Origin of the sequence: Flavobacterium sp. 9AF, from assembly GCF_902506265.1 — a bacterium.
GTDB lineage: Bacteria > Bacteroidota > Bacteroidia > Flavobacteriales > Flavobacteriaceae > Flavobacterium.
Window position 1 is genome coordinate 1 of record NZ_LR733616.1, and the last position, 15,731, is coordinate 15,731.

The following is a 15,731-nucleotide window of genomic DNA, read 5'->3' on the forward strand; positions in this document are numbered from 1 at the left end:
GGGTAGTGCTACTACTAAGTTTGTGAAAGAATAGTTCAAATAGAAAGATGCTGGCCTGAACGAAGTGAACTGACTAAGTAAAACAAGTTCGTCATAACAATAATAAATAAAAAACTCGTTTAGTTCTCTCTAAACGAGTTTTTTATAAATATTAGCATCCATTTGTTTTATGAAATTGTTAAATATGTTATTTGAAAATACTTATTTAAGTATATTTGATCAAAACAAATATTATTTATAAAAATTAAACAAATATGAAAAGAAAATTATTTTTAAGTTTATTACTTCTAGTATCTTTGGTAAATGCTCAAAACTATACATTTACAAGTTTTACTGAAAATTATAACGCCTTAATTAATCCCATATCATTAAATAATGGTCAGCTTTGGGACGACCCTGAGTTTAATATTATTTTGCCATATAATATAAACGTAAATGGTGTTGTTTTTAATACAATTATTGTCTCTGATAGTTATATTTATAATGATACTACTTCGGATATTAAGCAAATTGTAAGTCCATTTGGGAATGACCTTATTGATAGAGGAGATAATGTAGGCAACTCACTGTCTCCATTAAGTTATATAATTGAAGGATCAGTAGGAAACAGAATTACAAAAATAGAATTTAATAATTGCGGTAGTTATACAGACAATAATTTGTCTATGTATGTTAATTTTCAGATTTGGATTTATGAAACATCAAATGTTATTGAATTTAGGTATGGAAATAGTTCTATAACGGATAGTTCAATTTTTTATGATGGTTTAACCGGTGGTTCAACAGGTATTACTTCTATAGATTTTTCGACTGATGATTTGTCTAATGTACATCTATTGTCTGGAAATGCCTCAAATCCAACTCTTACTTATGCTAACACAATTGAGTTTATAAATGGTACTCCAGCTGCTAATACGGTTTATCGCTTTACTCCAACAAGTTCATTAAATACCAATAGCTTTGATAAAAACTTTGTAGATTTGTTTCCAAATCCTGTAAAAGAAACCTTGTATTTTACAGCTAAAGAAGCTACACATATATCTTCAGTTGAAATTTATAATATGCTAGGACAAATTATACTATCTGTTCCCAATACTATTACATCGATTGATGTTTCAGAATTAGAAAAAGGAAATTACTTTCTAAAAGTAAATACAGAAAAGGGTAGTACTACTACTAAGTTTGTGAAAGAATAGTTCAAATGGAAAGACGCTGTCACGAACTAAGTGAACTGAAGAAGTAAAACAAGTTCGGCATAACAATAATAAATAAAAAACTCGTTTAGAAATAACTAAACGAGTTTTTTATTTTAAATTGTTATGTCTTCTCGACTTCGCTCGAATTGACAACTGGAAGAGACAACCGAAAACTATCTCAGGCTAGCTCCTAATTGATTTTCAAAATTCATTTGTAATTTACTCATAATTTTTTCAATTTCTTTGTCATTCAAGGTTTTAGTTTCATCTTGAATAATAAAACTTACCGCATATGATTTTTTACCTTCAGGTAAGTTCTTCCCTTCATATACATCAAAAAGATTAATATCTTTTAAAAGTTTCTTTTCAGTTTGTTTGGCGATTTTATATACTTCTTCAAATGTGGTTGTATTATTTAATAAAAGAGCTAAATCGCGTCTTACTTCAGGGTATTTTGGGATATCAGTAAATTTAATTTTATTTGAGATATATTTTTGAATTTTACCCCAATTAAAATCAGCAAATAAAACTTCTTGTTTGATATCAAAATGTTTTAGTATCGTCTTCTTAATTGTACCAAATTCAATTATAATTTCTTTACCCACAGCAATGCTCATACCTTCAGCAAAAATATCTGCTTCTACAGGCAAACTAGAAACCTTATTTTCTAAACCTATTCTTGAAAGTACACTATTAATATACCCTTTAAATAAAAAGAAATCTGTCTTTTGGATACTTTGGGTCCAATTTTCATTTGTTCTATTTCCAGTTAAAAATAAAGTAAGATGTTTATTTTCATCATATCCAGATGGTAATTTATGATACGTTTTACCAAATTCGAATAATTTTAAATCACCTCTTTTTCTGTTGATATTAAAAGAAATAGCTTCTAAACCTGAAAAAAGCATCGATTGTCTCATGGCAGATAAATCATTACTTAATGGATTTAGCATAACCACATTGAAATCTTCTTTTAAATTATCAGATAATTTGATATAGTCTGGTGTGGTTAATGAATTAGCCATCATTTCATTAAAACCTAATGAGCATAATTGATTTGCAATGATATTTTGAACTTTATACTCTTCCGTTCTAGATGAATTTGAAATAGTAGCATTTAATTTTTCAGTGAAGTTGATATTATTATAGCCATATACTCTTAATATTTCTTCAATAACATCAATTTCTCTTTGTACATCTACACGATAAGAAGGAATAACTAAGCCAATTCCAGCTTCTGTTACATTATTGATTTTAATTTCTAATGCTACTAAAATTTTCTTAATTGTTTCTTTAGGTAATTCTTCACCTATAACTTTTCTAACTTTTTCAAAGTTTAAAAAAACTTGAAAATCTTCTAATTTTTTAGGATATAAATCAACAATATCAGAAGTGATTTCTCCTCCAGCCACTTCTTGAATTAACAAAGCAGCTCTTTTTAACGCATATTCAGTAATTGTAGAATCTATTCCTCTTTCAAAGCGGAAGGAAGCATCTGTATTTAAAGCATGTCTTTTTGCAGTTTTTCTTACAGAAACAGGATTAAAATAAGCGCTCTCTAAAAAAATAGCAGTAGTATCATTTGTAACTCCAGAATCTTTTCCGCCAAATACACCAGCAATACACATTGGACCTTCTGCATGACAAATCATCAAGTCTTCTGAATCCAAAGAGCGTTCTACATCGTCTAAAGTTTTAAATTTTGTTCCCGCTTCAACCGTTTTAACAATAACTTTATTTCCTTTTATTTTGTTTGCATCAAAAGCGTGTAACGGTTGTCCTAATTCGTGTAAAACATAATTAGTTACATCCACCACATTATTCTTTGGTGTTAATCCAATGGCTTTTAAACGATTTTGTAACCATGCAGGGGAAGGTTTAACACTAATCCCCGAAATAGTAACTCCACAATATCTTGGAGCCAGTTTTTCATTTTCTACAACTACATCTATTTTTAAAGTTCTTTTATCCACTTTAAAATTACTAACAGACGGTGTAATTAATTCAAGCGTTTTTTCTTTTTGAAATAACCCCGCTTTGATGTCTCTAGCCACACCAAAATGACTCATCGCATCTGCACGATTAGGTGTTAAACCGATTTCAAAAACTTCATCAGATTCTATATTAAAAACGGTTCTAGCTAAAGTGCCTGGTTTTAAATTTGAATCTAAAATTAGGATACCATCATGGCTTTCTCCTAATCCTAATTCATCCTCAGCACAAATCATACCATGACTTTCTTGCCCTCTAATTTTTCCTTTTTTTATTTCAAAAGCATTTCCTTCTTTATCATAAAGTTTAGTACCAATGGTCGCCACAGGAACTTTTTGTCCTACACCTACATTAGGAGCACCACATACTATTTGTACAGGAGGATTACCATCACCCAAATCTACTGTTGTAACTTTTAATCTATCTGCATCAGGATGGGGTTCACAAGTAAGGACATGCCCAATTACAACTCCTTCAAGACCTCCTTTTAAGCTTTCAAATTTTTCAACTCCTTCAACCTCAAGACCTAAATCTGTTAGTAAAGCAGCCGTTTCTTCTGATTTCCAGTCAATTTTTATGAATTGTTTTAACCAATTGTATGAAATACGCATTATGAATCGATTTTTTTAAAGGTGCAAAGATAAAACTAATTAGCCAATGTGCCAATGTGTAAATAAGATTAATTACTTGAAAATTGTAATTTTAAAAACATAATTTAAAACCATTTCTTCTTTTATATTTTTAATATAATGTTTTTAAAATATATATAATATAATTTTTGGGCTACAATTTTAATGATAAATTAATTTTTTGTGCTAAAAAATAAAAATAATCAATTTTGTGCTATAATTTGAATTATTTGTGCTATAAAAAGATTGTATAAGAATTTAATTTTGAGAAAATCAAAAAATATAAATGTTATGAGCAATTTAATTCAACGACCTATTTTTAAAGAAAAATACGATAATTATATAGGAGGAAAATTTACACCACCAGCAACAGGTACTTATTTTGATGTATATTCACCCATTGATGGGAAAGTATTTACAAAAGCAGCACATTCCAATAAAGAAGATTTAATCGCAGCTGTAAATAGTGCAGAAGAAGCTTTTAAAACGTGGGGTAAAACTTCGGTTACGGAAAGGAGCAATTTATTAAATAAAATTGCCCAAGTTATTGAAGATAATTTAGAATATTTAGCTGCTGTTGAAACGGTAGATAATGGTAAAGCTGTTAGAGAAACATTAGCAGCGGATTTACCTTTAGCCATTGATCATTTTAGATATTTTGCAAGTGTTATTAGAGCAGAGGAAGGTTCTTTAAGCGAACTAGATGCTAACACGGTTTCTTTAATTGTTAATGAACCTTTAGGTGTAATAGCACAAATTATTCCTTGGAATTTCCCTCTTTTAATGGCAGTATGGAAATTGGCACCAGCATTGGCTGCTGGCAATTGTGTGGTATTAAAACCTGCAGAAAACACACCTGTTTCAATTATTGTATTAATGGAATTAATAGGGCATCTTTTGCCTGCGGGTGTAGTAAATATCGTAAATGGTTTTGGAGCAGAATTAGGTAGAGCATTGGTTACTAATCCTAAAGTTGCTAAAGCTGCATTTACAGGTTCGACAGCAACAGGTAGATTAGTTATGCAATATGCAACTGAAAATATAGTTCCCGTTACTTTAGAATTAGGTGGAAAATCGCCTAATATATTTTTCCCTTCTGTAATGGATGCAGATGATGCCTTTTTAGATAAAGCTATTGAAGGTGCTGTATTATTCTGTTTAAACCAAGGTGAAGTGTGTACTTGTCCTTCTCGACTTTTAATCCATGAGGATATTTATGATGCTTTTATTAAAAAAGTTATAGAACGAGTTAAAGCTGTAAAAATGGGTAATCCATTAGATACAACCGTGATGATGGGAGCACAAGCTTCAAAAGTTCAAAAAGACAAGATTATGTCTTATTTGAAATTAGGTAAAGAAGAAGGTGCCGAATTATTAATAGGAGGTGATGAAAAGATTTTGGAAGGAGATTTAGCTAATGGTTATTATATTCAGCCTACATTGTTTAAAGGAAATAATAAAATGAGAATTTTTCAGGAAGAAATTTTCGGACCTGTTTTAGCAGTCACAACATTTAAAACTACAGATGAAGCTATTGCTATTGCAAATGATACAATGTATGGTTTAGGTGCTGGTGTTTGGTCTAGAGATGCTCATGAATTATACCAAGTTCCAAGAGCTATACAAGCAGGAAGAGTTTGGGTAAACCAATATCATTCTTATCCAGCTGGAGCACCTTTTGGAGGTTATAAACAATCAGGAATTGGTAGGGAAAATCATAAAATGATGTTAGACCACTATCGTCAAACCAAAAACATGTTGATTTCTTACGATAAAAATAAGTTAGGTTTCTTTTAATATTTAATTTTCTAATTATAACCCAGTTTTAGGCTGGGTTTTTACTTTTCTAATATGAATAAAATAAATAGGTTATCGGTAACAGAAAATGCATTAAAAGTGATTGAAGCATTAAATGAACAATTTGGTGATTTAATGTTTTATCAAGCAGGAGGTTGTTGTGAAGGAACGCAGCCACAATGTTTTGAAAAAGGGGCTTTTTTTCCAAGAACAGGTGATGTTTGTATTGGTCAAATAAAAGGTTTTGATTTTTGGTTGGATAAAGATTTATTTGAATATTGGAAACATGCTCATTTTACATTAGATGTTATGGATGGAATAGGAGCAGGCGGATTTTCTTTAGAAACACCACTAGGTAAAACATTTATAATTCAATATAGAACTTTTACTGTAAAAGAATTGAGTAATTTAGAATCCGTTCGTTTGTATTCTTATGATTAATTGGCAAAGTTCATCAATTGGTATTGTTTTGGAGTTACTCCTTCATATTTTTTAAACAAACGAATAAAATAATTGCAGTCTTCAAAACCAGAAGCATAAGAAACTTCATTAATTTGAATTTTGGGATTACTAAGTAATTTTTTAGCAAACTTAATTTTCTCGTTTAGAATAAATTCAATTGGACTCATACCTAATTCTTTTTTAAAGCTTCGGTAAAAGGATGTCGTACTCATGCAAGCTTTATCACTTAATTCTTTTAACTGAATTGAATTTTGAATGTTATTTTTTATATATTCGATTGAAGCGGTTATAGGACTATCAATAGCTAAAATATGTGAAGAATCGAATCGTTTTACTGTTTGTGTTTGTATAATTCTAACAATTAATTCTTGCAGTGTTAAATCGGCTAAGGCATCTTTTGTTATTGATGTTCCCATACATTCTTTGATGAGTTTATTGATGGTATTAGCTAAATCGACATTGTTATAAAAGAAATAATTTTCGTAATCTAATTTCCAAATATTGTTTTTCCCTTCTTTAGGATATTTTTCATTTAAAAAATCAAGGGTGTCGTTTATTACTTTGTTATCGATGGCTAAAGCAATACATTGGGTAGGGTTGTTTTTCGATGCTTCTGGAAAATCGATTTTCATTTCAACATTTGAAGGAACTATAACCGTTTCTCCTGGTAAATATTCGAAATGAGGGTCATCAAAAAGATGCATTATTTTTTTACCCCGCAACATACTTGTTACCACTAAATCGTTAAATTTTAATGGAACCAAATCTGATTTTTGATAGGTTTCAAAAATATTTAATTCGCAATTTTCCAATGAGAAAATAGTTCTGTTTTCTACTAATGTTTTTAGTGACTTCTCTTGGGTTAAATTGGGTTTATCTAATAAATTTCTAACAGACATGGAACATATATTATTTTACCAATTTACTAAAAAATACAGTATCAATCAATTAAATGTATAAATTAAAGTAGTTTATTTTTTTAAAAATGAAATTAACCCTTTAAAATAAGTTTGTTGATCATCATAAAAAGCCATGTGACTTCCTTTTTCGCAGTACAAATAGTTACCTTTTGGGATTAGTTTTGACATTTTTTCCATAAATTTAGGATCCATTGTATCAAATTGTGCACCTATTACTAATGTGGGTAGTGTAATTTTTCTTAAATCATTTGTTCTATCCCATTTTTCTAATTTACCTGAAATACCAAATTCACTTGGGCCTTGCATTGTAACGTATAAAGATTGATTCATCTTTGCAAAAGAACGATTTACGGGTTCTGGCCAATCTTTTGCTGGTAATCTTAAAATATGTTGTTCATAAAAATTAGGAAGTAATAATTCCATATATTTTGGATTCGAAAAATCCTTCTCTGCCTCAATCTTTTGAATTTCATATAATGCGTCCGGTTTCATTTGTAAAGCCAAAACTTCATCCGCATATTTACCATATTCTGGACAACTCGACATCATATTAGAAATAATTAACCCTTTCATCTCTTGTTGATATTTTAATGCATATTCCATAGCTAAAATGCCTCCCCAAGAGTGACCTAATACATAAAAATTGTCCTTATTAAGATGTAATGCTTTACGAACTTGTTCTACTTCTTCAACATATCTTGATAAATCCCAGAATGTGGTATCTTTAGGATTATCAGAATTTCCACATCCCAATTGATCATAATAGATAAATTCGATGCCTTCTGCTGGAAGAAAATTTTCAAAACATTCAAAATATTCATGTGTACATCCAGGACCACCATTTAAAAGGAGTACTTTTGTTTTTGGATTATTGCCTATTCTTTTGGTCCAAATGTGAAAGGTGGTGTCTTTTGTAGTAATAGGAATCATCTTCACTCCACCATCTTGAATAACCGTTGTATCAATTTCATAATAACTCAAATTTGAATCTTTACCAATTGAGATGGTTTCATTTTTACAACTAAAAAGTAAAAATGTGAGGATTAAAGTTAAAAGTATATTCTTCATAGTTATTATTTTTAATGTATAATTTGTTTGCTATTTGTTTCCATTAAATAAATCCATTGTATGGCTTTTTCTATAGTTTCTTTTTCATTACATTTTTCATCAGGAGTTATCGTTGTACCATATATCTTCTTATTTCGATCGATAAATGTGCTTATAGCTAAATTTATACGCGAACCATCTGATAAAGTGTAAGATTTGCAACCTGTTGAAACACCAAATGTATTATTACCAAAAAATCTTGTTTTTTCCCTACCTTTAAAAGCAACTGCAATGGCTTCACCTGAACTAGCCGTTTTATTATTAATCAGAACAGCTACAAAGGGATTTTTATCTTTCAACAAAATTAATTCTTTTTGTAATGTTTGTACAATAGTATCATTTAAATAAGCTTTACCATTTAACAGTTTCCATGATTGATAATGACTATTACTATCCTGAAAGTATCCTACAATTCCATTTCCGAGTATGGGCTCAATACAAACTAGCATAGGCCACATGTTTCCACCGAAGTTTTCCCTTAAATCGACAATCCAACCCTTTGGATTTTTTTGATTTTCTTTTTCCATTTTTTCTAATAAAGAATGCATATAATCTTTGCTATCCTCATCTGAACCTATAAAAAAAGGAACTCTTATGTATCCTATATCATGAGGAACAATTTCATCTTTAAATGTGGGTAAAGGATTTAGGGCATCTTCTAGATTAGAATTTTTAATAGGTTCAAAATAGCTGTGCTTATCATTTAATTCTTTGATAGCTAAAAAAATAGAAGGATAAGTGTCTTCAATTTCTTTTGCATTTTTAGCTTTAGAATATATTTTTGTTTTAAATTGTTTCCAATCAATTTTGTTTTTATTTACACAATTCTTTTCTAATAAGACTATAACTTCATCAATATATCCTTTTGCAGTAGGAGACAGGCTAGGTGAAGAATTATTTTTACAACTCAATAAAAAAGTAAATAAAGCAAAACTTATTATAATCTTATTTTTCATTGAGAATTTTTAAATTATTATTACAAAATTTCTTCTACATGCTTTTTAATATTGCTTGCTAATTTTTCTGTGGGTAAGTCATTCGCATCACCTCCAAAAGGGTCTTCAATTTCTTCAGCAATGAGCTCTAAACTGGCTAAAACGTAAAAGATGAAAACTACTACTGGAATTACATAATAACCTAAATTAAAAACATAACCAAAAGGTAATGTCATAATATAAAAGAAAATAAACTTTTTTATAAATGAACTATAAGAGTAGGGAATAGGTGTGTTTTTAATACGTTCACAAGCACCACAAATATCGGTAAAGGATTGTATTTCATTATTGATGATAATTAATTGATCACCTGTTATTTTGCCAGCATCATGTAATTCAATAATTTTTTTAAATAGTATTTTAGCCACTTGATTAGGACGGTGTTTATGATGATCAATTTCTAAATCTAAACCTTCAAATAACATTTTAGCAGTTTCTTCGTCTGCTAAATGCTTTTGCAATACAGATGCATAAGCAGGAATAACTCGTTTAAAAAATAGCTTGTCGTATTCGTCCTTTAAAATGACTGATAATTTTATGGCTAAATTTCTACTATTATTAACCAAAGCTCCCCAATGTTTTCTGCCTTCCCACCAACGATCATAGGCTGTATTTGTCCTAAAGACTAATAGTAAGGAAATTACAAAGCCTAACATACCATGCATGATAGTAATGTTTTTTACATGACTTTGCTCTGAGAGTTGCCAGTATTCCATCTCTAAATAAGCTACAATATAAGAGTAAAAACCAATCGTAATCATCATGGGAATTAATTGACGAAAGGTATCGGATTTATGAAAACGAAATATAAAAGTGATCCAGTCTTTAGGGTTGTATTGAACCATTTGATATTAAAAATTAGATTTAGAAATTAGAATCATAAAAATAGATAATTCTTGTGCAATTTAAAAAGTATTATTTGAAAATAACTTTTACAATATAATTAGTTTATTTTTATTTGGTCACATTAAATGCAGTTGAGTTGTTAGCTCGAGTGCAACTATTTTGTTATTATGTTATCGACTCCGCTAGAACTGACAATTCTATTTTAATCGAACTGACAGGAAGATTATTTATTTCAATGGTAAAGTTCCTGCTAATTCTTTTAAATTGATTTCAGATAATTTAGTATTATATAATGCAGTAGCATAGCGTACAGAGGCTTCAATATAATTTTGTTGGGCGGTACGAACTTCAATGGTTGTAATTGTTCCAATCTTAAATTTGGCTAAGGTAATCTCTAAATTTTGCTTTGCAATAGATACATTTTCTTGTTCTACTTTACTCAATTCCAAATTGGTTAGATAACTTTGGTATAAAGAAGCCATTTGTGATTCAATAGCTAATTTTTGTTGGTCTAAAAGAATAGATGCATTTTCTACTTCATATTTTGCAACCTTTTCTCTCTTATTTTGTAAAAAGCCATTAAATATGGGTACACTAGCAGTAACACCATAAACAAATCCTTGAGAAGAAGATTGTGTGATAAAACCTAAAGAAGCTTCTGATCTTGAAAAATTATATCCAGATGTTAAACGAACTGTAGGATAACGAGTTCCTTTCACTTGTTTAAGATTTAAATCGGCAATTTTTTTATTCAAGATTTGTGCTTGAAGTTGCGGATTTTGTTTCGTAGCTAATTCTTTTAATTCATCAAATAGTAAATTACTATCAAAAACTACATCGTTATTAACTTTAAAATTAGTTTGTAAGTTTCTAGATAATAATTCGTTAAGTCTTATTTGTGTATTTTTATACAGCTCTTTTTGACTCAATAATAAACTTCTATCTGTATTTAAATCCACTTGTGCGTTTAAAACTTCTAATTTTGATGCTTTACCAATTGAAAATCGATTTTGTGCAGTGGTAACTCTCTCATTTGAAATTACAATAGCGCTATCAATGGAGGCCATCACATGTTGTTGTTGTACCAAATTAAAATAAGTGAGATACACTTCACTAATACGATTCAAAATGGTAGCTTGTAATTCCGTTTTACCTTGCGCTTCTAAGGTAGCTAATTGTTCTTTTCTAGCAAACATACTAAATCCATCGAAAAGAGTCCAATCTAACCCTATGCCATAATTCAAGCTAAAGTTCTTCGCATTATCCAATTCTCTTACAGACCCATCTGATTGTGTCTGTTTCGTATTTAATTGACTGTTAGTATTCGTTAAATTGGCACTAATTGTAGGTAGAAAGCCTGCATTTGCCAAATTATTATTAGTAGCATCAATTTTTAAATTATTTTGAGCAATTTTAATTTCATAGTTGTTTTCCAATGCAATCTGAATTGCCTCTTCTAAGCTAAGTGTTTCTTGAGCTTGTGTTGAAAAACTAAAAAATAAAAATAAGATATAGAATGTATTTCGTAACATAATTTATTTTTCTAAAGCATCTAAATTATCAAATTCTGGTCGGTGTTTTCTTTGCTTTGACCATAACAAATAAATAGTGGGTATAACAAATAAAGTGAGTACCAAAGAGAATAATGTTCCTCCTACAATAACCACACCCATTCCCATCCTACTAGCAGAAGCAGCACCTAAAGACATCGCAATAGGTAAGGCTCCTAAAGCAATGGCTAAACTTGTCATAAGAATAGGACGCAATCGAGATTCAGATGCTTCAATAATAGCATCATATTTAGATTTTCCTTGTTCGCGTAATTGATTCGCAAATTCAACTATTAAAATTCCATTTTTGGTCACTAAACCAATTAACATAATCGTTCCAATCTGACTAAAAATATTCCAAGTTTGTCCAAATAACCATAAGGAAAATAAAGCTCCTGCAATGGCCATGGGTACAGTAAGAATAATAATAAATGGATCTACAAAACTTTCAAATTGAGCCGCTAAGATTAAGAAAATTAATAATAACGCTAGTCCAAATGCAAATGAAGTATTGGAACTACTTTCTACGAAATCTCTAGATTCGCCTCCTAAATCTGTTGTAAAGGTATCATCTAAGACTTTCGCTTTAATTGCATCCATAGCTTCTATACCATCATTAATACTTTTTCCTGGAGCCAATCCTGCACTAACTGTTGCAGACATATAGCGGTTGTTATGATATAATTGCGGTGGATTACTTTGTTCATCAACAGAAACTACGTTATCCATTTGTATTAATTCACCTTTATCATTTCGGATGAAAATAGAAGTTAAATCCAAAGGAGTAGCCCTGTCTTCTTGTAAAAATTGACCTATTACTTGGTATTGTTTCCCATTTCTTGTAAAATACCCAAAACGCTGACCACTTAATGATAATTGTAAGTTTTGTGCTATATCGATAACTGATATTCCAAGGCTTTTCGCTTTCTCACGATCGATGGTGACATTTATTTCAGGTTTATTAAATTTTAGATTTACATCCACCATTGAGAAAGTTTCATCTTTGGATGCTTCTTCCATAAATAAAGGGATTTTTTCTTGTAATTTTTGGAAGTTTTGAGCTTGAATGATATACTGTATTGGCAAACCACCTCTACGACTTACAGAAATAGTAGGTTGTTGAATTACAGATGTTTTTGCATCAGGATAGCGTTTTGTCCATTGCGATAAATTATCTGCTATTTCCATTTGTGATTTTTCTCTTTCACTAGGATCTTTTAACGAAATACGTATAAAACCACTATTAACAGAACCTCCACCAAATCCAGGTGAGGAAATAACTAAACTGACTTGTTTTTCAGGAATAGAATCATCCACTAATTGCGACATTTCTTGCATAAAACGATCAGTATATTCATAGGTAGCACCCTCAGGAGTAGACATTCGCATGACAAATCCGCTTCGATCATCTAATGGAGCAGTTTCTTTTTGAAGAATGTTAAAAAACAGGAAAATTAACCCAAAACAAATAATTATTATGGCAAAACTTAACCATTTGTGTTTAATAAAACGTTCTAAATAAGTAGCATAACCCGAATTTAATTTTTCAAAATAGGGTTCTGTAAAATCATAAAATTTAGTTCTTTTTTGTTCTCCACCTTTCATTAAATAGGCATTTAACATAGGAGTTAAAGTTAAAGATACAAAAGCCGAAACGAGTACGGCAGCTCCAATAACTACACCAAATTCACGAAATAGCCTACCTACAAATCCTTCTAGAAAGATAACTGGTAAAAATACAGCTGCTAAAGTGATTGAAATAGAAATAACAGCAAAGAAAATTTCGTTTGAGCCTTTTATAGCGGCTTCAATAGGAGACATACCTTCTTCTACTTTTTTAAAGATATTTTCTGTTACAACGATTCCATCATCCACTACTAATCCTGTAGCTAAAACAATAGCTAATAAGGTTAAAACATTGATTGAAAAGCCACACAACCACATGATAAAAAAGGTTGCTATTAATGACACTGGAATGTCTATTAAAGGACGAAAAGCTATGGCCCAATTCCTAAAAAATAAATAAATTATTAAAATTACTAATAGTACAGATATAATCAGCGTTTCAACAACTTCAGTAACAGAACGCTTAACAAACGTGGTAGTATCTATGGCTATATTTAATTGTATGTCTTTAGGTAAATCTTTTTTTAATTTTTCAAATTCTTTGTAAAAAGCATCTGAAATTTCTAAGTAATTTGCACCTGGCAAAGGAACAATAGCTACTGCAACCATAGGTTTACCTGATTGAGTAAGCTGGGTTTCCAAATTTTCTGGTCCGAGAGTAGCCGAACCAATATCACTTAAACGGATCACTTTGTCTCCGTCTGCTTTAATAATAATGTTATTAAACTCTTCAGCTGTTGTTAAGTTACCTACTGTCTTTACCGTTAGCTCTGTATTATTTCCAGTGATTTTTCCCGAAGGTAACTCAACATTTTGTTCGTTTAAAGCTTTCCTTACATCTGCAACGGTTAAACCGTAAGAAGTTAATTGATAAGGATTAATCCAAAGACGCATAGCATAGCGTTTTTGACCCCAAATTTGCACGCCACTTACTCCAGGAATGGTTTCTAAACGCTGACTAATAACATTTTCGGCATAATCACTTAATTCTAAAGCATTTCTAGTTTCGCTTTGAACTGTCATTGAAATAATTGCTTCACTATTGGCATCCGCTTTGGAAACAATAGGTTGCGAATCTATATCTTCTGGTAAACTACGAATGGCTTGTGAAACTTTATCTCTTACATCGTTTGCAGCTGCTTCTAAATCTTTTTCTAAGTTAAATTCAATCGTAATTGAACTACTTCCTTGGTTACTGGAAGAAGTAATATTTCGAATACCATCAATAGAATTGATTGCTTTTTCTAGAGGTTCGGTAATTTGTGATTCAATAATATCGGCATTGGCACCTGTATAATTAGTACGAATCGAAATTTGAGCAGGGTCAATAGAGGGATATTCTCTTACACCAAGAAATTTATATCCTATGTAACCAAATAAAATAATTACCAGATTTAATACAATAGTTAAAACGGGTCTTTTTATGCTTAAGGTTGATAAACTCATAATTAATTAACCAATTTTACGTTAATTGGGGTATCTGGTTTCAGGCTCATAATGCCACTGGTTATAATTGTATCTCCAATTTTAAGTCCTGAAGTAACTAAAATTGATTTTTCTGTTCTTGTACCTGTTTCAATTTGAACTTCTTTTGCTTTACCGTTTTCTTTTACAAATACTTTCTTCCCATTTTGAATAGGTATAACAGCTTCTGTAGGGATTAATAATGCATTTTTTATTTCATTTAATGGTAATTTTACATTGGCATAAGTTCCAGGAAATAATTTATTTTGTTTGTTGTCTGCTTTTGCGCGCACTAAAAGCGTGCGTGTAGCTACATCAATAGCGGGTTCTATAGCATAAATAATGGCTTTATAATTTTCGGAAGAACCCGAAACGGTAAAATCTATTTGTTTATTTACAGAAACTTCATGAGCATATTTTTCAGGAATTGAAAATGTAATTTTTACTTCATTAGCACTTACTAAATTAGTGACTACTGTTGTAGGAGTAAGATAAGTTCCAGGAGAAATATTACGTAAACCAATTTTCCCAGAAAAAGGGGCTTTTACTATGGTTTTTGCAATTTGAGCTTGAATTAGTTGGGTTTGGGATTGTGAACTTCTATATTCAGCACTAGCTATATCATATTCTTCTTGGCTTATTGCTTCTTTTTCTAGTAGTAATTTTGCTCTTCGTTCATTTTCACTAGCTAAATTTCTTTTCGTAATGGCTTGCGCTAATTGTGCTCTTAATTCGATATCATTAACTTTAAAAAGAGTTTGCCCTTTTGTTACAAAAGATCCTTCTTTGAAATTGATATTTTCAACTATTCCAGATACTTCACTTCTAATTTCAACTTGCTCATTAGCTTCAATGGATCCTGAGACTGCAATAATATTTGAAAAATCATCTTCTTTTGCTACAAATCCGTTTAAAGTTTGTACAGATTTAGATGGATTACTCTGTTTATTATCTCCCTTTGCTTGTGAATTACTTTTAATACGATAGGCAATAAAAAGTAGGAATGAAAGTGTGAATAAGGTTAAAAGTAGTGTTTTAAGTTTCATTTTAAGATTCTATGGTTTGCTTTACAAAACTAGTTCTTAGCAAAATATAAAACTTCTACCTTATCATTTATTTAACATTTGTAATTACAAATAAAACAAAA

The 15,731-nt window shown here is 30.4% G+C and carries 11 protein-coding genes; 3 read left to right on the top strand and 8 right to left on the bottom strand.

Annotation, left to right across the window (positions count from 1 at the left end; genetic code table 11):
* Nucleotides 1–254: 254 nt before the first annotated feature.
* Nucleotides 255–1,196, top strand: a complete 942-nt coding sequence (locus HALO113_RS17980) for a T9SS type A sorting domain-containing protein (protein WP_159780523.1) — start codon at nt 255–257, stop codon at nt 1,194–1,196.
* 173 nt (nt 1,197–1,369) lie between these two features.
* Here the strand turns inward: HALO113_RS17980 and pheT are convergent, their stop codons facing one another.
* Nucleotides 1,370–3,799, bottom strand: coding sequence for a phenylalanine--tRNA ligase subunit beta (gene pheT / locus HALO113_RS17985; RefSeq protein WP_159780524.1), 2,430 nt, complete (start codon nt 3,797–3,799; stop codon nt 1,370–1,372).
* Between the two features lie 309 nt (nt 3,800–4,108).
* Between pheT and HALO113_RS17990 the strand changes: the two genes are divergently transcribed.
* Both HALO113_RS17990 and HALO113_RS17995 read left to right on the top strand, forming a co-directional pair.
* Complete coding sequence (locus HALO113_RS17990; RefSeq protein ID WP_159780525.1) at nt 4,109–5,614, top strand: aldehyde dehydrogenase family protein; 1,506 nt, start codon at nt 4,109–4,111, stop codon at nt 5,612–5,614.
* Between the two features lie 54 nt (nt 5,615–5,668).
* A complete protein-coding gene (locus HALO113_RS17995; RefSeq protein ID WP_159780526.1) occupies nt 5,669–6,055 on the top strand; it encodes a DUF779 domain-containing protein in 387 nt (128 codons plus the stop codon).
* Here the strand turns inward: HALO113_RS17995 and HALO113_RS18000 are convergent.
* The 7 genes from HALO113_RS18000 to HALO113_RS18030 all read right to left on the bottom strand — a co-directional run bounded on the left by HALO113_RS18000 (nt 6,052) and on the right by HALO113_RS18030 (nt 15,630).
* Nucleotides 6,052–6,975, bottom strand: coding sequence for an AraC family transcriptional regulator (locus HALO113_RS18000; RefSeq protein ID WP_159780527.1), 924 nt, complete (start codon nt 6,973–6,975; stop codon nt 6,052–6,054). The genes HALO113_RS17995 and HALO113_RS18000 overlap by 4 nt on opposite strands.
* A 72-nt stretch (nt 6,976–7,047) precedes the next feature.
* Complete coding sequence (locus tag HALO113_RS18005) at nt 7,048–8,064, bottom strand: proline iminopeptidase-family hydrolase (RefSeq protein WP_159780528.1); 1,017 nt, start codon at nt 8,062–8,064, stop codon at nt 7,048–7,050.
* 11 nt (nt 8,065–8,075) lie between these two features.
* Nucleotides 8,076–9,059 (bottom strand): S41 family peptidase, encoded by a 984-nt coding sequence (locus HALO113_RS18010; RefSeq protein WP_159780529.1) that lies wholly within the window; start codon nt 9,057–9,059, stop codon nt 8,076–8,078.
* A 20-nt stretch (nt 9,060–9,079) separates the two neighbouring features.
* Nucleotides 9,080–9,943 carry a bestrophin family protein gene (locus HALO113_RS18015; RefSeq protein WP_159780530.1) on the bottom strand — a complete coding sequence of 288 codons (864 nt, stop codon included), beginning with the start codon at nt 9,941–9,943 and terminating at the stop codon, nt 9,080–9,082.
* Nucleotides 9,944–10,171: 228 nt separating this feature from the next.
* Complete coding sequence (locus HALO113_RS18020) at nt 10,172–11,476, bottom strand: TolC family protein (RefSeq protein WP_159780531.1); 1,305 nt, start codon at nt 11,474–11,476, stop codon at nt 10,172–10,174.
* A 3-nt stretch (nt 11,477–11,479) separates the two neighbouring features.
* Complete coding sequence (locus HALO113_RS18025; protein WP_159780532.1) at nt 11,480–14,566, bottom strand: efflux RND transporter permease subunit; 3,087 nt, start codon at nt 14,564–14,566, stop codon at nt 11,480–11,482.
* 2 nt (nt 14,567–14,568) lie between these two features.
* Nucleotides 14,569–15,630: an efflux RND transporter periplasmic adaptor subunit gene (locus tag HALO113_RS18030; RefSeq protein WP_159780533.1), complete on the bottom strand. Its 1,062-nt coding sequence runs from the start codon at nt 15,628–15,630 to the stop codon at nt 14,569–14,571.
* Nucleotides 15,631–15,731 lie beyond the last annotated feature (101 nt).